The organism is Devosia alba, from assembly GCF_039938915.1.
Classification (GTDB): domain Bacteria; phylum Pseudomonadota; class Alphaproteobacteria; order Rhizobiales; family Devosiaceae; genus Devosia; species Devosia alba.
In genome coordinates this window covers 122,977-147,666 of sequence record NZ_JBDUUI010000003.1, presented here as the reverse complement: position 1 = coordinate 147,666, position 24,690 = coordinate 122,977, and the positions used below count along the sequence as shown (strand labels likewise).

The following is a 24,690-nucleotide window of genomic DNA, read 5'->3' as shown; positions in this document are numbered from 1 at the left end:
CTTGATCCCTCCCCGCAAGGGGGAGGGTGTCGACTGAAACATCCAGACTTACGCCAAGTACCTCGCCTTCAGATGGGCCTTGAAGATGTCGGCGTTAAGGGGCTGACCCGTCGCTTTGGTGATCAGTTCGGGGGTCGACCAGCGCGAGCCCTGGCTCCAGATATGCTCGGCCCGCCACTGGTTGACGCCGGTGAAATCGCCCCTGGCGATGTCTGCGCGCAGGTTGGGCTGGGCCTGTTCCAGCGCGGCCCATTGCTGGGCGGCGATCATGGCGCCCAGGGTGTAGCTGGGGAAATAGCCAAAGGCGCCACCGGGCCAGTGCACGTCCTGCATCGGGCCGTCCTTGGGGTCGTTGATGGTGGAGATGCCGAGATAGTCGGTCATCTTGGCGTCCCAGGCCTCGGGGATCTGGCTGGCCTCGAGCTTGCCCGCGACCAGATCCTGCTCCAGTTCGTAGCGCAGGATGACGTGGAGCGGATAGGTGACCTCGTCGGCGTCGACGCGGATATAGCCGCGCTGGACGAAGTTCACCTCGCTCAGGATATCGGCGGTTTGCCAGCCGGGGATGGCATCCTCGCCCAGATGCAGGTGCACCAGCGGAAGGGCGAATTCCCAGAATTCGGGGCTGCGGGCGAGCTGCATTTCCACGAACAGGCTCTGGCTTTCATGGATGCCCATGCCGCGCGCCTTGCCCAGCGGCCAGTGCGACCACGCCTTGGGCAGGCCCTGCTCGTAAAGGGCGTGGCCGGTTTCGTGCAGCACGCCCATCAGCGCGCTGAGGAACTCGTCGGTGCGATAGCGCGTGGTCATGCGCACATCGGTGGGCACGCCGCCGCAGAAGGGGTGGTGCGAGACGGCGAGCGAGCCATGGGTGAAATCAAAGCCGACGGCGCGCATGGCGGCCAGGCCCAGTTCGCGCTGCCTATCAATCGGGTAGGGGCCGTTCAGCGGCTTGCGCGGACGTCTGGCGAGGCGGGCCTCCTGGGCGTCGAGCGCCTGCGGCACGAAGCCGGTGAGGAAGTTCTTGAGATCGGCGAAGACCGGGTCGAGATCGGCGGTGCGGTTGCCGGGGTCGTACTGATCCATCAGCGCATCATAGGGGGCCAGCCCCAGCGCGTCGGCACGCAGCTGGGCCTCTTCGCGCACGAGGGCCACGACGCCTTCCAGCGCCGGCAGGAAGCTGTCCCAATCGCCCCTGGGGCGCAGCTCGCGCCAGAGCTGTTCGGAACGCATGGTGGCGGCGGTGCGGCGCTCGACAAATTCGGTGGGCAGGCAGGTGGCGTTGATGTATTGGCGCCGGAATTCGGCCAGCGCCAGGGTCTGGTCTTCGGTTTCGGGGCGGGCGGCCTCGATCCAGTCGGCGATTTGCGGGGCCGTGGCCTGGGCGTGATACATGCCGGCCAGATTGGCCATGGCTTCGGCCCGCTTTTCGCCGCCACCGACCGCCATGTGGGTGGCCTCGTCAGCGCCCAGGATGGAGAGGGCATGTTCCAGCGATTCGAGTTTGCGGCCAAGATCGTCGAGTTTTTGGAAGGACAAGGTCAGACTCCGAACAGAACAGGACCAAGGTGTTCCATAGCTGGCGGCGAGGGGCAAGCACGCCAAGGCGCCGCCTGAAATGCGGTTGTCACAAGCGAGCGGACCCCGAGACGGCTTTCGCCTCTGGTAAAGTAAAAATAGTGAGACGAAACCGCCTCGGGGCGCCGGTTTTTGGAACTGTACGGCGGCACGGGGATCGCTCGCCCCCACACGGCCGGACTGGAACCTGTGTGGCAGGCAAAGACCACACCCGGCTCACCCCGCCACTGTTCGCCTGCAGGCCGCCCATGCGGAGTGATGGACATGAGTATGGCACGGGTGCAGGGGGCGGGGATTAGCGGGAGCGGATCTGTCTATGCCGAAAAAAGGGAAGAGGCGCAGCCGGGGGACTGCGCCTCGGGGAGGCCGGCTCTATTCTGGAACTGGCCGGGCAGGAACTTCTGTTCACTGCCGGGGAGCCCGGCGGCACCATTGGGGAATGTGCCGCCCGGAAAGGGAAAGCTAGAAGGGCAGGATGGCGTCCATTACCTGCTGGCCGTAACGCGGCTGCTGCACATCGGTGATCTGGCCGCGGCCACCGTAAGCGATGCGGGCTTCGGCGATCTTGGAGGATGGAATGGTGTTGTTGGCCTGAATATCGGAGGGACGAACAATGCCGGCCACCACCAGATCGCGCACTTCAAAGTTCACCCGGACTTCCTGATGGCCTTCGATGACCAGATTGCCATTGGGCAGGACCTGGGTCACCACGGCGGCCACCGAGGTCTGCAGGCTTTCCGAACGGTTGACCGAACCCTTGCCGGTATTGGTCATGCCGGAGTTGAAGTTGACCGCGTCATTGGTGTCGATTTCGCCGAGCGAGGCGGTGGACACGGCAGCGCCGAGAATGCCGCCCATGCCCGCGGTATTGCTGGAGCCGCGGCTGGACTGGGTGTTGTTGGCGATCTTGGCGCTGTCATTGACGGTGACCACGACGGTCAGAATGTCGCCAATGCGGTGGGCGCGCTCGTCCTTGAAGAAGCCCTTGGCCGAGGTGCGGTAGAGCGAATTGGCCTGGTAGGTGTCGGCAATGGCCTGCGGCATCGGCATGTTGACGGGCTGATAGCCGGCCATGGTGGTGGGGTCGACGATGGGGCTCAGCGCCGGCGCGCTGCCGACATTGGCCAGGCGATCCATGGTGTTGCAGCCAGCCAGACCGATGGTCAGCGTCAGGAGGGTTGCGAGCTTGAGAATGTTCATTTTGGGCGTCTCCTGAAGGCGATTAAAGGCGGGCCAGAGCGAGCGGTTCAGCGCTCACTTCAACGGCGCCGGCGGCGATGGCGGTGGCACTGATAACGCGCCGGGACATCAGGTTGAGCACCTGCAGTGGCGCGCCGAGGGTGGCGCCGGTGACGGCCTGACCCTTGACGGTGAGGGTCATCGGGCCGCGGCGGAAATAGATGGTGACGGCGTCATTCTTGGCGACCGTCAGCGGGGCGGTGACATCGGCGGGCTTCAGCATCATGCCTTCGCGGCTCTGGCGGGTGAGCGCCTGGCCGACAATGTCCTGCAGCCGGGGAATGCCGGTGGTTTCGACGTAGCGCAGCGGCACGGACCGCATCACGATATTGCTGGCGTCCAGAACGGTGCCGGCGGGGAGGTTGCTGACCAGATGAGGGGCTTCAATCATCAGCTCGATCGAACCGGACAGATCGAGCGGCTGATCCAGGCCGGCAATGGCAAAGCGGGCGGTAAAGGCGCCCGTGCCGGGGAGATAGCGCAGGCTGGTGACGCTGGCGGGCTGGTCGACGGCTTCGGCATTGATGGCGCTGAAGGCGGTGGAGAACACGGTGTTGGCGCTCATGCCGTCAGACAGAATGCCACGCTGCTGCAAATTGGCGGTGATCAGGCCGGTCAGCAGGTGCTGATCGACAATCGTGGCGGCCCGGCTGACGTGTATTCGGTCCAGCCCGCCGGTCTCGAAGGATTCAATGCCGATGCGGGCGGCTGCCGCCCGGATGGCGGCGAGATCGACATTGCCGGTGGTGCCGGGCCTGGGCGCCAGGAACAGGCCATGTTCGGCGGCAAGCCCGGCCCCTTCAAACAGATCGCCAGCGGTGACGATGGCGGCGGTGACGGTGACGTCGCCCTTGAGCATGGGGGCGGCCAGGGCGCTGGCGTTGAGCAGCAGGATGGTGATGGCGGTGATGGCGGAACGGACGATCATCTGGACTACTCCTCTAGCGCAGCTGGCTGGTGGATTTCATCATCTCGTCAGCGCCCGAGATGACGCGGGCGTTCATCTCGTAGGCACGCTGGGCGGCGATGAGGTCGGCGATCTCGGTGACCGAGTTGACGTTGGACATTTCCAGATAGCCCTGGAGCAGGTTGCCGGTGCCCTCGGCATTGGGCACGCTGATCTGGGCGGGGCCGCTGGCCGGGGTGTCGATGAACAGATTGTCGCCCAGCGATGACAGGCCCGCCTTGTTGACGAAGCGGGCGAGCTGGAGCTGGCCGATCTGGGTGGGGGTGCTGTCGCCGCCGACAAAGGCGGAGACCAGACCATCCTGGGAGATGGCAACCGAGGTGGCGTCGCCGGGAATGGCGATGCCGGGTTCGATGGGGTAGCCGTTGGAGGTGACCAGTTCGCCATCGGGCGAGCGCTCAAACGAGCCATCGCGGGTATAGGCGGTGCGGCCATCGGGCATCTGGACGGCGAAGAAGCCCTCGCCGCGAACGGCGACGTCGAGTTCGCCCTCGGTCATGTTGACGGTGCCCTGGCTCATGATGCGCGGGGTCGCGACGGTGCGGACACCGGAACCGATTTCAACGCCGGCCGGGATCACCGAGCCCTGCGCCGAGCTCTGCGAACCGGCGCGGGTAATCTGCTGATAGAGCAGATCCTCGAACTCGGCGCGGGCGCGCTTGTAGCCGGTGGTCCGCATGTTGGCGATGTTGTTGGAGATGACTTCGACATTGCGTTCCTGGGCGCTCATGCCGGTCGATGCGATATAGAGAGCTTTCATGGCCGGTCCTCAGGGTTAAGCGTTGGCGTCGCCGAGACGCTGGATGGCGGAACGACGCAAATCGTCCTGCCTGCTCGCCAGCGAGGCGGCGCTTTCATAGGCGCGCTGCACGCGGATCATCTCGGCCATCGCGGTAACGCCGGAGACATTGGATTTTTCGATGAAGCCCTGCATGACGCGGGTATCGGTGGCGGTGGTCGGCGTGCCGCCGGCATAGAGATTGCTGCCCTCACGGGTGAGGGCCTGCGGATTGTCAAACTCGACCAGGCGCAGCGTGCCCTTGGGGCCGGCGCTGGAGCTGACGGTGCCGTCCTTGCCGATCAGGATGCCGGTTTCCTCGGGCCCGAAGGTGATGGGGCCGCGCTGGCCCAGGACCGGATTGCCACTGGTATCAACCAGGGTGCCGCCGGCGTTCAGCTGAAAGGCGCCCGATTTGCTCCAGCGCTCGCCGGCGGGGGTCTGGATGGCGAAGAAGCCGTCACCATTGAGCGCCACATCCAGCTCGCTGCCGGTCTGCACCATGGCGCCGCCGCTCAGATCATGGATGGTCGCCCAGTCCTGCACATAGGAGAGAGGCTGGTCGCCGCCCTGGAAATCGCGGTCGCGGGCGACCGGCATGATGAATTCCTCAAACAGCAGGTCCTCGGCCTTGAAACCGGTGGTGTTGATGTTGGCCATGTTGTTGGCCACCACATCCATCTGACGCTGCAGCGCGATTTGCCGGCTCAGGCCTATCAGTTGCGCATTTTCGATCATTGCTGATCCCCGCTGTTAACTTCCCCGAAACCGCCAGCTTCCCCAAGCCGATGGTCTCGCCGGTAACATTGCAGAAACCATGCCAGTTTAAAAAATTTAATAAAATCAGATGGATAAGCTTATCGATGCGGATGGGCTGCCGGATCAGGCTTGCCGTGCCCGGCAAAACTTACCCGGCAATATCTGCCGCATAAGGGGATTTTGTAACCTTTCGTTAACCATGGGGCGCTTAGCTGGTCATATTGCCGGAATCGTCCGGGAAGGCTTGAGTTCTGGCAAGGTATCCAATGGCCGCTGATACGGAAATCGACGACGACGCGCCCGTCAAGAAGGGGATGCCCAAGCTCTTCATCATTATCGGTGCCGTGGCCGTGGTGGTTCTGCTGGCCGGCGCGGGCACGTTCTACATGTTGTCGTCGCGAACGGCCGAGGCAGAGCATGGCGCTGCGGCCGCCGGCGTCGAGGGCGGCGTCATCGAAGTGGCAAACACCTTCATCTTCAACCTGCCGCCCATGGTCATCAACCTCAACAATGAGGCCGATGGCGAGGCTTTCATGAAGCTGACGGTGGCGCTCGAAGTCACCAATGAAGCCATGATGCTGGAAATCCAGCCGCGCATGGCCAAGGTGATCGACGCGTTCCAGGTCTATCTGCGCGAATTGCGCAAATCCGATCTGGAAGGCTCGGCCGGGGTGTATCGTCTCAAGGAAGAGCTGCTGCGGCGCGTGAACGTGGCGATCTACCCCTCGCGGGTGGAGTCGGTGCTGTTCAAGGAAATTCTGGTACAGTAATGGCAGAGCCAGGCGACCAGGACAAACTCAGCGACGATTGGGATCTGGACGGCACCGTGGTGCCGGTCGACGCCGCTGTTGAGCAGACCGAAGAGGAAAAGGCCGCCGAAGCCACTGCCGAATGGGCAGCGATGCTGGAAGGCGATACCGGGGACGGCGAGGGCGCGCCCGACCGCGTACTCAACCAGGACGAAATCGACAGCCTGCTGGGCTTTGACGCCAGCATCGGCAGCAATGTCGAACTGACCGGCGTGCAGGCGCTGATCAACTCGGCGCTGGTGAGCTATGAACGCCTGCCAATGCTCGAAATCGTGTTCGATCGCCTGGTGCGACTGGCGACGACGAGCCTGCGCAATTTCACCTCCGACAATGTGGAAGTGACGCTGGATTCCATCTCGTCGGTGCGGTTCGGCGACTATCTGAACTCGATCCCGCTGCCGGCCATCCTGTCGGTGATCCGCGCCGAGGAATGGGAAAACTACGGGCTGCTGACGGTCGATTCCAGCCTGATCTATTCGATGATCGACGTGCTGCTCGGCGGCCGCCGGATCGGTGGCAATATCCGCATCGAGGGGCGGCCCTATACGACCATCGAGCTGGCCCTAGCGCGGCGGATGATCGAGGTGATCCTGGAGGATACCCATCGCGCGTTCGAGCCGGTGACGCAGGTCAATTTCAAGCTCGAGCGCATGGAAACCAATCCACGCTTTGCCGCGATCTCGCGCCCGGGCAATGCGGCGATCCTGATCGAGCTGCGCATCGAGATGGATGATCGCGGCGGCAAGATCGAAATCCTGCTGCCCTATGCGACCATCGAGCCGATCCGTGAACAGCTGCTGCAGATGTTCATGGGTGAAAAATTCGGCCGCGATGCGACCTGGGAAGGCCATCTGGCGACCGAGATCTATTCGGCTGAGGTCTCGATAGAGGCCGTGCTGCATGAACAGGACGTGCCACTGTCGCGGATGATGGCCATGCAGGCCGGCGATACGCTGATGTTTGAGCGGACGCCGACCGACCCGGTGCGCCTGCGCTGCGGCGGCGTCGAACTGACCGAGGCCGTGATGGGCCATATCGGCAATCTGGTATCGGTGCGGGTGACCCGCCCGCTCAATCCGCCCAAGGTGACCATGGAAGCCTTTGAAGCGATCGACGAAGAAACGGAAGGACGATGATGTTCGGCTTGCCCCTAGGACTGTTCGTGGAAAGTGCGGTCGCCATCCTGCTGGCGCTGACTATCGGCTACTGCATCGTTCTCAACCATCGCTTGAAGATGCTGCATGCCGACAAGGATGTGATGCGGCAAATGGTGGCCGATCTGGTGGGGGCCACCAATCTGGCCAATCAGGCGATCAAGGAACTCAAGCAGACCGCGGTTGAAGCGGATCTGTCGCTGAATTCGCGGCTGGAAGAGGCCGAGCGGTTCGGCATTGAACTGGCCAATCACGTCAATGCCGGCTCGGTGCTGATGGAGCGCATTGCCCGGATCACCAGCGTGGCCCGGCACAGCCAGGCCATCGAGCCGGTGGAACAGCCCAACAAGGTGAAATCGGCGCTCGAGCAGTTGCAGACCCGGGTCCGTACGCGTGGAGCAGCCGCGTGAAAAATGTCCGCCTGCTGCCCGTCGTCATCATGGCCGTTGCCGCGCTGCTGCTGCTCAAGACGCTGGGTCTGGTCGGCAATGGCAGCTATGTGCTGACCGGCGTGAGCCGGGCTGAGGCGGCGGGCGGGAGCAGCGCCGGGAGTAGCGCCGGGGGCAGCACGAGCAATGTCATGGCGGATGACACGCCTACCCTGCCGGGCGAACCGACCATGGAGGACAGCACGCCAACGCTGGCCGATCCGTCGCCGACGATGAAGCCGCAGAGCGAAGCGGCAGGCCATGCAGCGCCCGCTGCCGATGCGCATGCTGGCGCGGCGGAAGAACCTGCTGCCGATGGGCATGCCGACCCTGCAGCAGTGGCCGAGGCCGAGGCCGAAACCGGCGCGGCGACGGCCAGCGGCACATATTGCGTGGAATCGGACGCGGCCATCACGGCTGATGGCGCCGTCATCATCAATCCAGCCTCGGCGGGGGCACCCGAGCAGCCCAGCGATTCCGAGCCGGAGGTGCGGCCGCGCCGTGGCGACCCGATGCCGATCTTTGCCGAGTCGATGGTGGACTGCCTGCCATCGGGTGACGCGGTGCCCCTGCTGATCGACGGCATTGGCGGCTCGGTGCCGCTGCTGTCCACCGACAGCACCACCGACACCGAACAGGCGCTGCTGCAGCGCCTGGCCGCGCGGCGCGACGAGTTGCAGAAATACGAGAACGATCTGGCGCTGCGCGCATCGATCGTTGATGCGGCCGAGCGGCGCATCGAGGAGCGGGCCGCGACGCTATCGGCGCTGGAGGCACAGATCTCGACTTTGGTGGATCAGCGCCAGGAAATGGAAACCGGGCAGTTCGCCGGGATCGTGGCGATGTACGAGACGATGAAAGCCAAGGATGCGGCCGGCATCTTCAACAATCTGGACATGAATGTGCTGCTGCGCGTGGCCAAGACCATGAGCCCGCGCAAGATGGCGCCGATCCTGGCCGAGATGGATACCGCCCGCGCGCAGGAGCTGACCGTCAAGATGGCGGCCCTGGCGGATCGCCCGGCAACGGAGATGACGCCGGACGATCTGGCCGCACTGCCGCAGATCGTGGGTCAGTAAGGGTTTCCCGATTGAAGTAAGGCGCCGTTAAGCCGATGCCGCTAGGGTGCAGGTTCACGAGTATAGTGTAACCCAGCACGTGTTGCCGGCCCAGAATTCGGTCGCTGAATACGTGCCTTGCGTCGGGCGGGCAGAAGCCGGTGAAGACTGCTATCCATGCAGGCATGCTGTGGGCCAGAAACGCCCTGGCGCTTTTGCTGGCCTTGGCCATGCTGGGCCTGGTCGTGCCGGCCTCCGCCGTTGAGCAGGGCCAGTTGCTGGGCACCCAGGAAGACGGCTATGGCCGGCTGATCCTGAGCTTTCCCGGCCGTGACGGGTTGCCGGAATACACGATGCGGATCGAGAACGGCGTGTTGTCGCTGGAGTTCGACGAGCAGATTGACGTCATCCTGCCCGATGTCGGCACCACCATGCCGGATTACCTGTCGGTGGCGCGGATTGATCCGGACAAGCGCGGCCTGCGCATGGGGCTGCGCTCCGCCTTCAGCTTCAACCGCATCGAAGCCGGCGAAATGCTCTATATCGATCTGTTGCCAAGTTCCTGGCAGGGGCAGCCGCCGGCCCTGCCGCAAGATGTGATTGATGCACTGGCAGAGCGGGCGCGCGTGGCCGCGATCCGGGCCGAGCAGCAGCGCAAGGCGGCAGGCGTGGCGGAATTTGATCCGCAGGCCAGCGTGCGCATCGGGCGCAATCCAACCTTCCTGCGCGTGCAATTTGACTGGTCAGTGCCCACGACGGGGCAGTTTGTCCAGGACGGCGATCTGGGGATGATCCAGTTTGAGTGGCCGGTCGGGATCGATCTGCGCGACCTGGCGATCGATCTGCCGCCCGAGGTGATGTCGGTGGAAACGGCGGTCGATGCGGATGGATCGACCGTGATGCTGCAACTGGCCGAAGGCATCCAGCCGCGGTTCTACGAAACATCGCCGCGACAATATATTCTCGACATCAACATTGCCGGCGACGGGCTGCCGAGCTTTGACGCGGCGACGCTGGTTGAGGAGGCCGCGGCGCGCGCGCCTGCCGATGAGCCGGATGGTTCGAGCGCGCCACTGGTCGACATGCTGTACCCGCAATCGGCGGCCAAGACGGTAACGCCGTTTGTCAACGTGATCGGCTCCACCCTGCGGGTGGTGTTTCCGTTTGAGCAGGAAACGCCAGCAGCGGTGTTCCGCCGCGGCAATACGGTGTGGATGCTGTTCGATACCGTGTCGGGCATTGCGCCACCGACGCAATCGGCACAGCTGGATGCGCTGGCCAGCCAGTTTGCCGTGGTGGCATCGGGCGACACCCAGGTTGTCCGGGTCGAGCTGTCGGAGGACCGCCTGGCGACGCTGGGCTCGGAGGGCATGGCCTGGGTATTGTCGCTGGGCGACATCATGCTGACCCCGACCGCGCCGATCGAACTCAGCCGGCGCCGCGATGTTACCGGAGATTTCGAGATCGTTGCGGATCTGGCACGGCCCGCCCGGGTGCACGACTTCCGCGACCCCAATGTGGGCGATGTGCTCAAGGTGGTCACCTCCTATCCGCCGGCGCGGGGGCTGACCCGCTCGCTCGACTATGTCGATTTTTCGGCCCTGCGCAGCGTGCACGGGCTGGTGGTGCGGCCCGAGACTGCGGATCTGAACATCGTCATCGAAAACGATCTGGCGGTGCTGAGTGTGCAGGGCGGCCTGACGGTGTCGACCATGGATGGTCCGCGTTCCACCGGCAATGGCGTGGCCCAGGCGATGCGGGGCGGCTTCATCGATCTGGTGCGGCTGGAGCAGCCTGATTTCGGACTGTTCGCCGAGCAGAAGCAAAGCCTGCTCTCGGCCGCCGCCAATGCCGAGGGAGAGGCGCGCGACCAGGCAAGACTGGACCTGGCCCAGTATTTCATCGCCAACCGCTTTGCCCATGAGGCAATCGGGGTGCTCAATGTACTGGAAAAGGACCTCAAGTCCGGCGACCTGACGCGCAAGATGCGGCTCACCCTGGCGGCTGCCGATACCATGGCCAGCCGACCGGCCGAAGCCCTGGCGATTTTGAACACCGCGTCGATGGGGCAGGAAATCGATGCGCTGGTCTGGCGCACCATTGCGCGCACCGAGACCTATGACTTCAAGGGCGCCAAGCGCGACGCGCTCGAAGCACAGTCGGTGATTGCCACTTACCCGGCCTGGCTGCGCAACAGGTTCCATTTTGCGGCCATCCGCTCGGCGATCGAGGTGGGTGACGTCAACATGGCCGAGCACATGCTGGCCGATATCGATTTTGCCAGCCTCGACGCCGATGACAGCAGCCTGTTCCACCTGTTGTCGGGGCGGATCGACGAGATCACCGGCCGGACCAATGAAGCCATCGACACCTATGGCCAGGTGATTGCCGCCGATGTCCGACCGACCCGGGCCGAGGCCATCTACCGCACGCTGCGGCTGCTCGACGACGCCGGCAAGCTCAATCTGGCCAAGGCGACGGCAACCCTGTCGGCGGAGTCGCTGCTGTGGCGCGGCAATCCGCTGGAGGCGGATATGCAGAAGCTGCTGGCTGAACTGTATTTCCGCCATGGCGACTACCGGCTGGGCTTTGAGACGGTCAAGCAGGCGGTGGCGCACTATCCCGAGAGCCCGCCGATCACCGGGCTGCGCGACGAGGCGCAGGCGATGTTCAGCGAATTGTTCCTCAACGGGGTGGCGGATTCGCTGGCGCCGGTGGATGCGCTGGGGCTGTATTATGATTTCCGCCAGCTCACGCCGCCGGGGGCGCGTGGCGATGAGATGATCCGCAATCTGGCGCGCCGGCTGGTGCGGGTGGATCTGTTGCCGCAGGCCGCCGAATTGCTGGAATACCAGTTGAACAACCGGCTGCGCGGCATCGCCAAGACGCAGATCGCGGCCGATCTGGCGGTGATCTATCTGGCCGATCGCAAGCCGCAGGATGCGCTGCGGGTGCTCAATGCGACACGGGTGACCGATATGCCGGATTCGCTGGCGCGCCAGCGCCGGGTGCTGGAAGCGAGGGCGATGATCGATGGCGGGCGCGATCAGTTGGGCCTTGATCTGGTGCGCGACCTGGATGGGCGCGACGTCACGCTGCTGCGCATTGATGCGCATTGGAAGGCGCGCCGCTACACCGAGGCGAGCGAAATGATCGAGGCGATGTATTCGGACCCAGCCACCAAGGCGGCCCTGACGCAGCCGGCCCGGCTGGGGGTGATCCGCGCCGCCGTGGGCTTTGTGCTGGCCAATGACGATCTGGGCCTGTCGCGGCTGCGCTCGAAGTTCGGCGAAGCCATGGTGACCTCGCCGGAATGGCCGATGTTTGATCTGGTGACCAGCAATATCGAGGTCACCAGCCTCGAGTTCAAAGCCGTGGCCAACCAGGTGTCAGGGGTCGACGGCATCAACTCGTTCCTGGCGTCGTATCGCGAAACCTATGGCGCCGACGGGGCACTGGCGCCGCTGCTGGCCTCTGACGCCAGTTCAGACGCCGACCGGGACGTGTGAGGCGGACCGTATTGCCGTTGGGGGCGATCAGCCGGCGTTGAAACTGCGCACCAGCGAGCCCGCTACCAGATACCAGCCATCGACCAGCACGAAAAAGATCAGCTTGAACGGCAGGGAAATCACCACTGGCGGCAGCATCATCATGCCCATGCTCATCAGCACCGAGGCCACCACCATGTCGATGACGACAAAGGGCAGGAACAGCAGAAAGCCGATTTCAAAGGCGCGGCGCAGCTCGGAAATCATGAAGGCCGGGATCAGCAGCTGCAGCGGAATGGCCTCGGGCTCGGCGGGCACCTCGGCCTCGGTCAGATCAAAAAACAGCGCCAGATCCTGCTCGCGTACATTGGCGCGCATGAAGGCGTGCAGGGGGACGCTGCCCTGTTCGAAGGCCTGGCTGATCTCGATATCGCCGGCCAGCAATGGCGCGATGCCCTCGTCATAGGTGGCCTGCAGGGTGGGCTGCATGACGAACAGGGTAAGAAACAGCGCCAGCGACACCATCACCGAATTGGGCGGGGCGGTCTGCAGGCCAATGGCGGTGCGCAGCAGGGAGAGCACCACGACGATGCGGGTGAAGCTGGTCACCATCACCAGGATGGAGGGGGCCAGCGACAGCAGGGTGATCAGCCCGATGATCTGGACGGCGCGTTCGGTGATGGTGGTGTCGTCACCAAAATCGATGGAAACGTCCTGCCCGAAGGCGAGGGACGGCGTCAGCGCCACAAGGAGCAGCGCGGCCAGTCCGGCGTAGCGGGCCAGATGGCGCCGTGGCGATGTCACGCCGTCAGTTCCGGTTCGTCTCGCTGGTGCCGTCGGCAAGGTCACTGCCCTCGATGTCTCGCTGTGCGCTGTCCTGTGTAGCTGAGTCGGGGGCGGCCGGAGCGGCGGGCGTGGCGTTTTCGGGGGAAACCGGCAATTCAGTGTCGCTGGTCGGCCGCAACAGGCCGGTGTGGCGCAGCGACAGGTGCGCCCGCTTGTGGGTGGCGCGGCCCTGCTTCTGCAGTTCGGCCAGCACCGTGCCCGGCGCGCCGACGGGCTCGGTGGCGACGGGGGCGGGCGCCGCAGCCGGGGCAGGAGACGGGGCATGGGTCGGCACCGAGGCCGGTGCCATCTTGCGGGCAGCAATGGTGGGGATCGGGCGGCGCGTGGGCGGGGTGGCGGCCGGTTCGCTTACGGCGATCCCGGTTTCGACCACCACATCCTGGGGGCCGCCGGTGAGAATGAGATGCTCGACATTGTCGCGGCGGATAATCAGCAATTGGCGCTTGGGATCAAGGGCAAGGGATTCAATGACCGCCAGACGCCGATTGCGGCCACGGGTGGCCTTGCTCGAGACATTGAACAGCAGCTTGAGCAGCCAGACGCCGAGCACGATCAACACCAGGACGATGCCCAGAGCGAACAGGGCGGTCAGTGTGGAATTTCCAGATCCGCCAATCAGGCTGGTGATGAACTGCATAGTGACTCCCAAAAAACTGCTATCCCGAATCCGAGCGGCATAACTTGCCTAGTTAGTGGCGAAAATGTGCAGAATGCGAGACTGCGCACCGCCAAAACACCATCGGTTAACACTTGATTAACCACAAACCGGCAAGAATTGCCCATCGCATAGCTGGACTCGCGGGGGAACGCGCCGATGGGCCTGATGAACATGCCGGTGTTTACGGCACTGACCGACAAGATGCGCTGGCACCAGGCGCGTCAAGGACTACTGGCCGAAAATGTCGCCAATGCGGAGACGCCCGGTTTTCGCGGGCGCGATCTCAAGCAGTTCGATTTTGCCGAGGTCAATGGCGCCTTCTCGTCGGCCGCGGTGACCACGACGGCGACGCAGCCGATGCACTTTTCGGTGGGCGGGCAGGGCGGCAGTGCCTTTGGCGCCCAGCAGATGGCCAATTTCGAGATCACGCCGGAAGGCAATGGGGTGTCGCTGGAAGACGAGATGATGAAGGTGACCACCAATATGATGGACTACCAGGCCGCCACGGGCCTGTACCAGAAGTCGATCAAGGTGCTGCGCACCGCGCTCGGCCGGTCATAGGAAAGTAAGCGGTTATGGATTTCAATTCTTCGCTGCGCATTGCCGCCACCGGGCTGCACGCCCAGACCGCCCGGATGCGGGTGATCGCGGAAAACTTGGCCAATGCCGACTCGGCGGGCAAGGCGCCGGGTGACGAGCCCTACCGCCGACGCATTCCGACCTTTGAGACCAGTTTCGATCCCGATGTCGGCGGCAAGATCGTGGAAGTGGGCAAGCTGGCCTATGACATGAGCGACTTCACCAGCCGCTACGAGCCAGGCCATCCGGCGGCCGACGGGACGGGGTATGTGCAATATCCCAACGTCAACACGCTGGTCGAAACGATGGATATGCGCGAGGCCCAGCGCACTTATGAGGCCAATCTGAATGTTGTCACCGTAACGCGACAGATGCTCGGGCGCACGCTCGACATCCTGCGCGGCTGATCGGGCGGGAAAGTACCATGGCCATCAACACCACCTTCAATGCCGCCGCCGCTGCCTATGGCAATGCCAGCCGGCTGATCAATCAGGCGGCCAAGCCGGCAACCGATCTGACGGCGCTGGCGCCGAGCGGCGGGCAGAATTTCGCCGAGATACTGGCCAGCCAGGTGCAGGGCGTGGTCGACACCGGCAAGACCAGCGACAAAATGGCCATGGATATGGTCAATGGCAAAGCCAATGTCGTCGATATGGTCACCGCGCTGAGCGAGACCGAAATCGCCATTGAAAGCATGGTGACCATCAGAGACCGGGTGATATCGGCCTATGAAGAGATCATGCGGATGCCGATCTAGGGCTAGAATGGCGCCGGGGCGGCGATTCGGCTGCCCAGAACAGGACGATCATGACCGGCGCCGAAGTCCTCGATATCAGTAGTGATGGCATCTGGGTGCTGCTGATTGTCGCCTCGCCGATGATGCTGGTGGGGCTGGTGGTCGGCGTGATCATCGCGCTGTTCCAGGCGCTGACGCAGATCCAGGAACAGACACTGGTGTTTGTGCCCAAGATCATCGCCATTTTCCTGACCATGCTGCTGACCCTGCCATTCCTGGGCTCGACCATGGGCGGCTATATGAACCGTGTCGTCGACATGATCATCGTGGGCGGCTGAGGGTGACGATCGGGCTCGATTGGCTACCCAATACGGCCTTTGTCTATATTCTGCTGTTCACGCGCATTGGCGCCATCCTGATGCTGATGCCGGCATTGGGCGAAGACATGATCCCGATGCGCATGCGGCTGAGCTTTGCGCTGGCCTTTACGCTGGTGGTCTATCCGCTGCTGTCGCCGAGCCTGCCGGTCCTGCCGGACGATGTGATGGCCATTGCCGGCCTGATCTTTCATGAACTGGCCATCGGCATCATGCTGGGGGCGGTGGCGCGGCTCACGGTGATGGCGACCCAGTTGGCGGGCGCGGTAATTGCGTTTCAGGCCGGGCTCTCCAGCGCCATGGCAGCCGATCCGACGCAGGTGGGGGTGCAGGGGGCGGTGTTCGGCAGTTTCCTCAGCTTTCTGGGCATGGTGCTGATCTTTGCCACCGATCTGCATCATATGGCGCTGGCCGCGACCTATGACAGTTACATCGCCTTTCCGCTCGATGCCCCGATCATGTTCGAGGATGCCGCGCAGCTGGCGCTGCGGACCGTCGCCAGCGCCTTCAGCATCGGTATCCAGATGTCAGCCCCCTTCATCGTGTTCGGACTGGTGTTCAACCTGGGGGCGGGCATTCTGGCCCGACTGATGCCGGCCATGCAGGTGTATTTCGTGCTGATGCCGGCCAATATCATGGTGGGCCTGCTGCTGTTCGGACTGCTGCTGACGATGATGATGGGCTGGTATCTGGCCGGGTTCGAGAACCATCTCGCAATGTGGCGAGGCTAGAGGATGCCGCACCATCCACGTGAGAACGGCCTGCGAGCAGCAATAGGCTGCGCTTTTGGTGCTCACGTACATCAATGTACGCTGCGTGCCGGTTCTCGCAAACCGCTGCTCTCGACGCGCCCTGACGTGGATAGCGAGGCATCCTGATGTCAGACGAAGCCCCCGAACAATCCTCCAAAACTGAAGACCCCTCGCAAAAGAAGCTCGAGGACGCCCACGCCAAGGGTGATGTCGCCAAGAGCCAGGAAGTGGTGACCTGGTTCATGCTGCTGGGGTCGGCGGGGATATTCGCGCTGATGGCGCCGGGTGCGGCCCAGGGGCTGATGGGCTCGCTCGAACTGGTGATGATGAATGCGGACCGCATCTCGCTCGATGGCGGGGGCTTCGGCGCCTTTTTCAACAATCTGGCGCTGGCGCTGCTGGGCACGGTGGCAATTCCGCTGGTGGTGTTGTCGTTTGCGGCCGTGATTGCCAATCTGATCCAGCATCGCCCGCTGATGTCGGCGGAATCGCTGAAGCCCAAACTGTCCAAGATCTCGCCCAAGGCCGGGGCCAAGCGGCTGTTTTCCAGCGAGTCGCTGGTCAATTTCGTCAAGGGCTTGCTCAAGATCGGGGTGGTGGGGACGGTGGTGGTGGCCACGGTGTGGCCCGAGCGGGACCGGCTCGACACCATGATGACGGCGGACCCCCGGGTCATCCTGCTTGAATTCCAGGAAATCGGGATCAAGATTTTCATGGCCACGCTGGCGGTGGTGACGCTGATCGCCTTTGCCGACTACCTCTATGTCCGCCAGAAATGGTGGAAGAAGCAGATGATGACGCTGCAGGAGACCAAGGACGAATACAAGCAGATGGAGGGCGACCCCAAGGTGAAGGGCCGCATCCGGCAGTTGCGCCAGGACAAGGCGCGCCAGCGCATGATGGCGGCAGTGCCCGATGCCACCGTGGTGATCACCAACCCGACCCACTTTGCCGTGGCCCTGAAATATGACCGGGCGATGGGCGCCCCGCAATGCGTCGCCAAGGGCGCCGATGCGGTGGCCCTGCGAATCCGCGAACTGGCCAAGAAGCACGACGTGCCGATTGTCGAGAACCCGCCGCTGGCCCGGGCGCTGTTCGCCAGCATGGAAATCAATGACACCATTCCGAACGAACACTTCAAGGCGGTGGCCGAGGTGATCGGGTTCGTGATGCGGCTCAAGCAGGGCGCGGGCTGGAAATCACGCTAGCGGCGACCGGCCGCGCTGCCCCGATCAGGCCGGGTCCGGCGCGGGAATGGGATAGACCCGATCATAGGCCAGGTTGAAGACGAAGGCGTAGACCATGTAGAACAGGGCAAACGCGATATCCATGACCAGGGCCTGCCACAGGGTGATGCCCAGATACCAGGCAATCAGCGGCAGCAGGGCGAGCAGCAGGCCGAGCTCGAACAGGATGGCATGCAGGACACGCAGGGGCAGGGTCTTGAGCGTGGTGCCGCGCCAGCGCTGCATCAGCCGATCGAAGCCATAATTGTAGATGTAGTTCCAGAGCATGGCGAGCGTGGCGCCACCAATGCCGATGACGCCGATGTCCTGCAAGGGCATGGCAAAGGCCAGCGCGCCCAGGGGCGTGACGAGAAGCAGGCCGAAGATTTCAAAGAGGATGGTGTGGCGAATACGGTCGCGTGCGGTGCGCATGGAAAACCCTTAGAACAATGCCGGGTCGTCCCGAAAGCAAGCTGAATGGAGAAGGGGAGGTCGTCCTCGCCGCCTGACATAGCGGGCCGGGCGGGAAAATCAAGTGGCGCCGGGTTTGTTGCAGGCGGGCCAAGGCCCCGGCAGAATGGCCCGACGCGGGCGTGCAGACGCTGGCGCCAGCGGGATTTGCCCCCTAATGTGGGTTTGGTCGCGTGCGCGGTGTTGAAAACGCCGTTCTGTCTCCCGTTGCAGGGGGGCATTTGCTAGACCTTGGTGCGGCGCCTGATTCGGCCCGATTCACTGGCTACGGAGCAGATTGACCCATGGCATCGACGCCGCTCGGCGAGGACTCTTATCCTGATCCGATGATCGTCAGTGGCCGCAGCGGTGCGGGCGTGTGGCGCGTCGTGTTGCTGGGGCTGTTTCTGGTGGGGGTCGCGCTCGGCCTGGCGCTGTTCAGCGACTATATCTCGCCCGACCTGATCATGACCTTTATCGGCGTTCTGGCGGTGATTGGCGTGTTCTGCCTGTTCGGCCTGGCCGCCGGCCTGTTCCGGTTTGCCAATGGCGAGGAACGGCGGACGATTTCCAATGCGGTGGTCGACAGCCTGCCGTTCGGGGCGGTGGTGGCGGATCGCGAAGGCAAGATTTCCTATGTGAACGCCCATTATGGCAGTTTCAGCGGGGCGCTGACCAATGGCGTTCCGGTGGGTGTGCCCCGGCTGTTCGCCGGGCAGTCTGACGCCAGCGAAGCCATTTACCGCCTGTCGCGGGCGGCCAAGGACGGGCGTGCCGCCGTCGAGGATATCCGCATTATTGGCGGGCTGGGCGGGTCGCAGGCTCATAGCAACAAGGCCTTTTGGTATCGTGTCGGGGTGCGGCCCCTGCCGGAATCCGACGAGGCAACCAAGCCGCTGGTAACCTGGTCGGTGGAAGACATTACCCGCGACCGGGACAATAATGAGAGCGCGTTCCGCGATCTGCAGCGGGCAATCGACTATCTGGATCATTCGCCGGCAGGATTCTTCTCGGCCGATGCCCAGGGGCGCATCCAGTATCTGAACTCAACGCTGAGCGACTGGCTGGGCTACGATCTGGCCGAGTTCAATTCGGGCCATCTGGGCATGTCCGACATCGTGCGCGGCGATGGCTCGACCTTGCTGATGCGCGGGCGCGGCGATGGCGAAATCCGCACCGAAATCATCGATATCGATCTGGTGCGGCGCAATGGCACCAGCCTGCCGGTGCGCTTGCTGCACCGGGCAGCGCGGCTGGCCGATGGCGAGCTGGGCGAGACGCGCACGCTGGTGCTCGACAAGTCCAACGCGCCGGACAATGAAGAGGAATTGCGGGCGGCGGAGGTGCGGTTCTCGCGCTTTTTCAACGATACCCCGTTTGCCATTGCCACGCTGGATGCCGATGGCCGCATCATCCGCACCAATGCGCCGTTCGGGCGGATTTTCCACTGGGCGGGCGAAGAAAAAAGCATCGAGATGGAGCCGCTGAGCGGGCTGATCGGGGAAGGCAGCCGGGAGCGGTTCGCCAAGGCCGTCAGCGACGCGCTGGCCCATATGTCCGAGATCGAACCGGTCGACGCGCTGCTCAGCGTCGAGGGCGATCACGCGGTGCGGCTGTATCTGTCGGCCTCGGAGATGAGCGCAGGCTCGCCCGAGCAGATCAATGTCTATGCGCTGGACATGACCGACCAGCGCAAGCTGGAGGCCCAGTTTGCGCAGAGCCAGAAGATGCAGGCCGTGGGCCAGCTGGCGGGCGGGGTGGCGCATGACTTCAACAATTTGCTGACGGCCATTATCGGCTTTTCCGACCTGCTGCTGCTCAAGCACAAGCCGGGCGACCCCTCGTTCAGCGAGCTGATGCAGATCAAGCAGAATGCCAATCGCGCCGCCGGCCTGACCCGGCAATTGCTGGCGTTTTCGCGCCGGCAGACGCTGCGGCCGCAGGTGCTGGAACTGCCGCTGATCGTCGACGACCTGACCGTGCTGCTCAAGCGCATGATCGGCGAGAAGAACACGCTGAGTGTCGAGCATGGCCGCAATATCTGGCCGGTGCGCGCCGATGTGGTGCAGCTTGAACAGGTGATCATCAATCTGGTGGTCAATGCACGCGACGCGATGCCCAATGGCGGCTCGATCACGCTGCGCACCTCCAATGTGGCGCGGGCCGCAGTCGAGACGATGAATTTTGAAGGCATGGTGCCAGCCGACTACGTGCTGATCGATGTGCAGGATACCGGCACCGGCATGAGTCCGGAGGTGATCGCCAAGATCTTCGAGCCGTTCTTTACCACCAAGGAACTTGGCAAGGGCACCGGGCTGGGACTGTCGACGGTGTATGGCATCGTCAAGCAGACCGAGGGCTATATCTATCCGGTGTCGGTGGTGGGGATCGGCACGACATTCAAGATCTTCCTGCCGCGCTATGTCGCCAGTGCCAGTGAAGTGGCCGCCAAGGTGGCCGCGGCGACGGCGCCGGTGCGCGACCTGACCGGGCATGAACGAATCCTGCTGGTCGAGGACGAGGAAAGCGTGCGGGCCTTCTCGGCCCAGGCGCTGCGCGCCACGGGCTATGAGGTGTTTGAGGCCGATGGCGGCGAAGAGGCCATGGAAGTGCTCGAAGACATCGATTTCAAGATCGATCTGATGATCTCGGACGTGGTGATGCCCGAGATGGACGGCCCGAGCCTGCTCAAGGAGGTGCGCAAGACCATGCCGAACCTCAAGGTGATCTTTGTCTCGGGCTATGCCGAGGAAAGCGTGCGCCGCCACATCGAGGATGACCAGAGCGTGGAATTCCTGCCCAAACCCTATTCGCTCGACCAGATCAATTCCAAGGTCAAGGAAGTGCTGCAGAAGCTGGGCAAGGACGAGGTGCATTGAACGAGCAGGGGCGGTTTCCCGGGCCCGGCGAGATCAACGTGCTGGGCGAGGCGCTGCAGCCGTGTTCGCACGATCCGCTGACCGGGTTCTATCGCACCGGCTTTTGTGCGGCCGGCCCTGACCATGCGGCGGTGCATCTGGTGTGCATCGAGGCTAGCGCAGAATTTCTGGTGTATTCCAAGGCGGCGGGCAATGATTTGAGCACGCCGATGCCGCAATTCGGCTTTGCGGGGCTGGTGCCGGGGGATCGCTGGTGCCTGGTGGCCGGGCGCTGGGTGCAGGCGCATCAGGCCGGCATGGCGCCGCGGGTGTATTTGCGGGCCACCAACAGGGAAGTGCTGGGGCTGGTGCCGCTGGCGACGCTCAAAGGTTATGCGCTCGATCTGAACTGAGGCGGCGCGGGCATTGGCGCCCACACAGGGCCAAATGCAATCAGGCCGTGCCGCCGGGGATGGGCGTGCCGGGCACCAGCAGGCCCCTGGCCGCGAGGCTGGTCCAGAGCTCGACCGGAATGTCGATATCCCACCAGTCGAGAATGCCATCGAGTTCGGCCGGGGAGCGCGGGCCGGGCAGGACGTTGCAGACCACGGGATGGGTGAGCGGGAACTGCAGGGCCGCGGCGGGCAGCGGCACGTCGAACTGCCGGCACACGGCCTCGATCGCCTTGACGCGGGCGACAATGTCCTCGGGGGCCTTGGCATAGTTGAAGGTGGTGCCGCCCACCAGAATGCCGGAGTTGAACGGGCCACCGACGACGACGGATGAACCGCGCGCGGCGGCCGTGGTCATGAACGGCGCCAAGGCGGTCTGTTCGAGCAGGGTATAGCGGCCAGCCAGCAGGAAAACGTCCCAGTCGCCCAGGGCCATGGCGTCCATCAGCACCTGCCACTCATTGACGCCCAGGCCGATGGCACCGATCACGCCGCTGTCGCGCAATTCGCGCAGGGCGCGATAACCGCCGCTGGCCAATTGCGCCCATAGCGGCTTGTTGGCCTCGGCACCATGGGTGGCAGCGCCGATATCGTGGACATAGAGAATGTCGACGCGGTGGACGCCGAGCCGCTGCAGGCTGTCCTCGAACGAGCGCATGACGCCGTCATAGGAATAGTCATAGACCTGATCGAAGGGCAGGGGATCGACCCAGGCGCCCTTGTCCTGGCTGGCCGGGCTGACCGGCCTGAGCAGGCGGCCCACCTTGGTGGAGAGCACGGCAGCATGGCGACGGGTTCGCATGACGTCGCCGACCAGATGCTCGGAGCGGCCCAGACCATATTGCGGCGCGGTATCGACATAGGTCAGGCCGGCATCAAGCGCATGAGAGACGGTGGCGCGGGCCTGATCGGCCGGGACGGCCGAGAAGATGCCGGCGAGGCTGGCGCAGCCCAGGCCCAGCGTGGTGATTTCCAGATCGGTCTGGCCAATCCGGCGTTTTTCAAATGTGCGAGCCATGCTGTTTCCCGACGCGTTCAAGCGCCGGGAAACTGACATGTTAGTTGCCGGACAGCAAGTTAATAGACGTTGCCGACGATCAGGGGGTGCTCGGCCTGGACCCGGACGGGATTGCGCAGGGCGGCGCCGAACTGGCTGGCTTCCAGCTCGAACACGTCATCGGGCTGGGTCGAGATGCCATCGGCAAAGCTCAGCGTGGCGGTGCCAAAGCAATGCACATGCACATCGCCGGGATTGCGGAACAGCTCATATTTGAAGTGGTGGTATTCGAGATTGGCGATGGTGTGGCTCATATTGTCCTCACCCGACACGAAGGGCTTTTCCCACAGCACCTTGCCGTCGCGCCAGATGCGGGACATGCCCTCGACATGGTGCGGCAGATCGCCCAGGCGCAGTTCGGGGCCAAAGGAGCAGGCGCGCAGCTTGGAATGGGCCAGATAGAGGTAATTGATGCGCTCGGTGACGTGATCGGAAAATTCATTGGCCAGAGCAAAGCCGAGACGGCGCGGCTGGCCATTCTGGTCGATGACATAGATGCCGGCAATTTCGGGCTCTTCGCCAGCGTCGAGGGCAAAGCCGGGAGACGGCAGGGGATGGCCGGGGCGCACCACCGAATAGCCATTGCCCTTGTAGAACCATTCGGGCTGCACGCCCTTTTCGCCGGCACTCGGCTTGCCGTGTTCCAGGCCCATCTGGAACATCTTCATGGAATCGGTGAGCTCGCCTGCCGGCTTGGCGCCACTGGCCTTGTGCATGGCGTCGCGCGTGGCGGCAGAGCCGAGATGGGTCAGGCCGGTGCCGGTGACGTAGAGATGGGCCGGATCGGGGTGATCGATCGGCGACAGCATGCGGCCTTCGGCCAGAATGGCGGCGCGATCAACGGTGTCGCCCAGGCCCTTGGCCTCAATCAGCGCGGCCAGGCCGCCATGGCTGGAGAGGGCGGCAATGGTCAGGTCATAGACGCTGGCGGTGTCGTTGACGATGCGGGCAGTACCGTCCACCACGGCAGCGACGGCGCGATCGCCATCGAGATCGAGAAACTGAATGAGATTCACGGCGCGGCTCCTGCGCTGAAGGCCCGAACGGGCAGAATTGCGGGGCATAAAACGCAACATGGCCCGATGACGCAAGCCCAAAAATCATACTTATAGGGGCGCGGTGTGCGGCGCTGCCGATTCTGTCCGTGTCAAAGCACGCCGCCGCGCGATGTTCTCATTTTGTCCCTTGACTGATATAGAACAATATGAGAACAAATAAAGCACATTGTATGCACCCCCAGCCCAGCGGCCAGCGCGTTGCGCAGCCTGACAGAGCGTGGAATAAGGAGAGAATTGATGGCTAACGCGTCGCTTCGTGTTGTTGAAGGTGGATCGATGGATAAGGACAAGGCACTTGCCGCGGCGCTCAGCCAGATTGAGCGCAATTTCGGCAAGGGCTCGATCATGCGCCTGGGCGAGGCGGCGGCGATTGAAGTCGAGTCGATCTCGACCGGATCGCTCGGGCTCGATATCGCGCTGGGCATTGGCGGCCTGCCCAAGGGCCGCATTGTTGAAATTTTCGGGCCGGAAAGCTCGGGCAAGACCACGCTGGCGCTGCATGTGATTGCCGAGGCCCAGAAGGCCGGCGGCATCTGCGCCTTCGTCGATGCCGAGCATGCGCTCGACCCGATCTATGCCCGCAAGCTGGGCGTCAATGTCGATGATCTGCTGATCTCGCAGCCCGATGCGGGCGAGCAGGCGCTGGAAATCACCGATACGCTGGTGCGAAGCGGCGCCATTGACGTGCTGGTGATCGATTCGGTGGCGGCGCTGACGCCGCGGGCCGAGCTGGAAGGCGAAATGGGCGATTCGCTGCCCGGCCTGCAGGCCCGGCTGATGAGCCAGGCGATGCGCAAATTGACGGGGTCGATCTCCAAGTCGAAATGCCTGGTGATCTTCATCAACCAGATCCGCATGAAAATCGGCGTGATGTATGGCTCGCCGGAAACCACCACGGGCGGCAATGCGCTGAAGTTCTACGCCTCGGTTCGTCTGGATATTCGCCGCATCGGCGCGCTCAAGGATCGCGAAGAGATCGTGGGCAACCAGACCCGCGTCAAGGTGGTCAAGAACAAGCTGGCGCCGCCGTTCCGGCAGGTTGAATTCGACATCATGTATGGCGAAGGGATTTCCAAGACCGGCGAATTGCTCGACCTGGGCGTCAAGGCCGGGATCGTGGAAAAGGCCGGCGCCTGGTTCTCCTGGGACAGCCAGCGCCTGGGGCAGGGCCGCGAGAATGCGCGCCAGTTCCTCAAGGACAACCCGGCTGCGGCCAATGCCATCGAGCAGGGTGTGCGCGAAAGCTCGGGCCTGCTGGGCGAAGTGTTGCTGGTCGCCGGTGGCGGCGACGACACGGCAAGCGACGACTGACAGCAAGACCGACAGTCATTCTTCCCATGCAGGGTAGTTTTGGGCAGCGCGCGAGCGCTGCCCTTTTTGCGG

The 24,690-nt window shown here is 63.6% G+C and carries 24 protein-coding genes; 14 read left to right on the top strand and 10 right to left on the bottom strand.

Annotation, left to right across the window (positions count from 1 at the left end):
- Positions 1-48: 48 nt before the first annotated feature.
- The 5 genes from ABFY71_RS05840 to flgF form a co-directional block, all read right to left on the bottom strand.
- Positions 49-1,539 carry a carboxypeptidase M32 gene (locus ABFY71_RS05840; RefSeq protein ID WP_347945082.1) on the bottom strand — a complete coding sequence of 497 codons (1,491 nt, stop codon included), beginning with the start codon at positions 1,537-1,539 and terminating at the stop codon, positions 49-51.
- A gap of 501 nt (positions 1,540-2,040) precedes the next feature.
- Positions 2,041-2,778 (bottom strand): flagellar basal body L-ring protein FlgH, encoded by a 738-nt coding sequence (gene flgH, locus ABFY71_RS05835; RefSeq protein WP_305580184.1) that lies wholly within the window; start codon positions 2,776-2,778, stop codon positions 2,041-2,043.
- A 22-nt stretch (positions 2,779-2,800) separates the two neighbouring features.
- Entirely contained in the window at positions 2,801-3,745 is a 945-nt protein-coding gene (gene flgA, locus ABFY71_RS05830) for a flagellar basal body P-ring formation chaperone FlgA (protein WP_347945081.1), read from the bottom strand.
- Positions 3,746-3,758: 13 nt separating this feature from the next.
- On the bottom strand, positions 3,759-4,544 hold the full coding sequence (flgG, locus tag ABFY71_RS05825; protein WP_305580180.1) for a flagellar basal-body rod protein FlgG: 786 nt from the start codon (positions 4,542-4,544) through the stop codon (positions 3,759-3,761).
- A 15-nt stretch (positions 4,545-4,559) separates the two neighbouring features.
- Entirely contained in the window at positions 4,560-5,297 is a 738-nt protein-coding gene (gene flgF, locus ABFY71_RS05820; RefSeq protein WP_347945327.1) for a flagellar basal-body rod protein FlgF, read from the bottom strand.
- A gap of 290 nt (positions 5,298-5,587) precedes the next feature.
- Between flgF and ABFY71_RS05815 the strand changes: the two genes are divergently transcribed.
- The 5 genes from ABFY71_RS05815 (at position 5,588) to ABFY71_RS05795 (ending at position 12,279) form a co-directional block, all read left to right on the top strand.
- The gene (locus tag ABFY71_RS05815; protein ID WP_347945080.1) at positions 5,588-6,091 is read left to right on the top strand and encodes a flagellar basal body-associated FliL family protein; all 504 of its coding nucleotides are present in this window, start codon (positions 5,588-5,590) and stop codon (positions 6,089-6,091) included.
- Entirely contained in the window at positions 6,091-7,266 is a 1,176-nt protein-coding gene (gene fliM, locus ABFY71_RS05810; RefSeq protein ID WP_347945079.1) for a flagellar motor switch protein FliM, read from the top strand. Before ABFY71_RS05815 ends, fliM begins: the two co-directional genes overlap by 1 nt.
- Positions 7,266-7,694: a DUF6468 domain-containing protein gene (locus ABFY71_RS05805; protein ID WP_305580174.1), complete on the top strand. Its 429-nt coding sequence runs from the start codon at positions 7,266-7,268 to the stop codon at positions 7,692-7,694. Before fliM ends, ABFY71_RS05805 begins: the two co-directional genes overlap by 1 nt.
- The gene (locus ABFY71_RS05800; RefSeq protein WP_347945077.1) at positions 7,691-8,791 is read left to right on the top strand and encodes a MotE family protein; all 1,101 of its coding nucleotides are present in this window, start codon (positions 7,691-7,693) and stop codon (positions 8,789-8,791) included. Before ABFY71_RS05805 ends, ABFY71_RS05800 begins: the two co-directional genes overlap by 4 nt.
- Before the next feature lie 140 nt (positions 8,792-8,931).
- Complete coding sequence (locus ABFY71_RS05795; protein WP_347945076.1) at positions 8,932-12,279, top strand: tetratricopeptide repeat protein; 3,348 nt, start codon at positions 8,932-8,934, stop codon at positions 12,277-12,279.
- A 27-nt stretch (positions 12,280-12,306) separates the two neighbouring features.
- On the opposite strand, the gene fliP is transcribed toward ABFY71_RS05795, so the two are convergent.
- Together fliP and ABFY71_RS05785 are read right to left on the bottom strand one after the other, a co-directional pair.
- Positions 12,307-13,062 carry a flagellar type III secretion system pore protein FliP gene (fliP, locus tag ABFY71_RS05790; protein WP_371136209.1) on the bottom strand — a complete coding sequence of 252 codons (756 nt, stop codon included), beginning with the start codon at positions 13,060-13,062 and terminating at the stop codon, positions 12,307-12,309.
- A gap of 4 nt (positions 13,063-13,066) precedes the next feature.
- Positions 13,067-13,741, bottom strand: a complete 675-nt coding sequence (locus ABFY71_RS05785) for a flagellar biosynthetic protein FliO (protein WP_347945075.1) — start codon at positions 13,739-13,741, stop codon at positions 13,067-13,069.
- 177 nt (positions 13,742-13,918) lie between these two features.
- Here ABFY71_RS05785 and flgB point away from each other — a divergent pair, with 177 nt between their 5' ends.
- The 6 genes from flgB (at position 13,919) to flhB (ending at position 17,414) form a co-directional block, all read left to right on the top strand.
- On the top strand, positions 13,919-14,323 hold the full coding sequence (gene flgB, locus ABFY71_RS05780) for a flagellar basal body rod protein FlgB (RefSeq protein ID WP_347945074.1): 405 nt from the start codon (positions 13,919-13,921) through the stop codon (positions 14,321-14,323).
- Positions 14,324-14,337: 14 nt separating this feature from the next.
- A complete protein-coding gene (flgC, locus tag ABFY71_RS05775; RefSeq protein WP_305580164.1) occupies positions 14,338-14,748 on the top strand; it encodes a flagellar basal body rod protein FlgC in 411 nt (136 codons plus the stop codon).
- A gap of 17 nt (positions 14,749-14,765) precedes the next feature.
- Entirely contained in the window at positions 14,766-15,098 is a 333-nt protein-coding gene (gene fliE / locus ABFY71_RS05770; RefSeq protein ID WP_305580162.1) for a flagellar hook-basal body complex protein FliE, read from the top strand.
- Positions 15,099-15,148: 50 nt separating this feature from the next.
- Positions 15,149-15,415, top strand: a complete 267-nt coding sequence (gene fliQ, locus ABFY71_RS05765; protein WP_305576987.1) for a flagellar biosynthesis protein FliQ — start codon at positions 15,149-15,151, stop codon at positions 15,413-15,415.
- Between the two features lie 2 nt (positions 15,416-15,417).
- The gene (fliR, locus tag ABFY71_RS05760; RefSeq protein WP_347945073.1) at positions 15,418-16,185 is read left to right on the top strand and encodes a flagellar biosynthetic protein FliR; all 768 of its coding nucleotides are present in this window, start codon (positions 15,418-15,420) and stop codon (positions 16,183-16,185) included.
- A 146-nt stretch (positions 16,186-16,331) separates the two neighbouring features.
- Positions 16,332-17,414, top strand: a complete 1,083-nt coding sequence (gene flhB, locus ABFY71_RS05755; RefSeq protein ID WP_305576989.1) for a flagellar biosynthesis protein FlhB — start codon at positions 16,332-16,334, stop codon at positions 17,412-17,414.
- Positions 17,415-17,438: 24 nt separating this feature from the next.
- Here the strand turns inward: flhB and ABFY71_RS05750 are convergent, their stop codons facing one another.
- Complete coding sequence (locus ABFY71_RS05750; RefSeq protein ID WP_347945072.1) at positions 17,439-17,864, bottom strand: PACE efflux transporter; 426 nt, start codon at positions 17,862-17,864, stop codon at positions 17,439-17,441.
- A 323-nt stretch (positions 17,865-18,187) separates the two neighbouring features.
- On the opposite strand from ABFY71_RS05750, the gene cckA reads away from it, so the two are divergent.
- Positions 18,188-20,761 carry a cell cycle histidine kinase CckA gene (cckA, locus tag ABFY71_RS05745; RefSeq protein ID WP_347945071.1) on the top strand — a complete coding sequence of 858 codons (2,574 nt, stop codon included), beginning with the start codon at positions 18,188-18,190 and terminating at the stop codon, positions 20,759-20,761.
- Positions 20,758-21,153 carry a DUF2237 family protein gene (locus ABFY71_RS05740; RefSeq protein ID WP_305576995.1) on the top strand — a complete coding sequence of 132 codons (396 nt, stop codon included), beginning with the start codon at positions 20,758-20,760 and terminating at the stop codon, positions 21,151-21,153. The genes cckA and ABFY71_RS05740 overlap by 4 nt, the downstream gene beginning before the upstream one ends.
- Positions 21,154-21,193: 40 nt before the next feature.
- Here ABFY71_RS05740 and ABFY71_RS05735 read toward each other — a convergent pair whose 3' ends face one another.
- Positions 21,194-22,210, bottom strand: coding sequence for an aldo/keto reductase (locus tag ABFY71_RS05735; protein ID WP_347945070.1), 1,017 nt, complete (start codon positions 22,208-22,210; stop codon positions 21,194-21,196).
- Positions 22,211-22,269: 59 nt separating this feature from the next.
- Entirely contained in the window at positions 22,270-23,265 is a 996-nt protein-coding gene (gene araD1, locus ABFY71_RS05730) for an AraD1 family protein (RefSeq protein WP_371136088.1), read from the bottom strand.
- A 279-nt stretch (positions 23,266-23,544) separates the two neighbouring features.
- Between araD1 and recA the strand changes: the two genes are divergently transcribed.
- The gene (gene recA, locus ABFY71_RS05725) at positions 23,545-24,618 is read left to right on the top strand and encodes a recombinase RecA (RefSeq protein ID WP_305576999.1); all 1,074 of its coding nucleotides are present in this window, start codon (positions 23,545-23,547) and stop codon (positions 24,616-24,618) included.
- Positions 24,619-24,690: the final 72 nt, after the last annotated feature.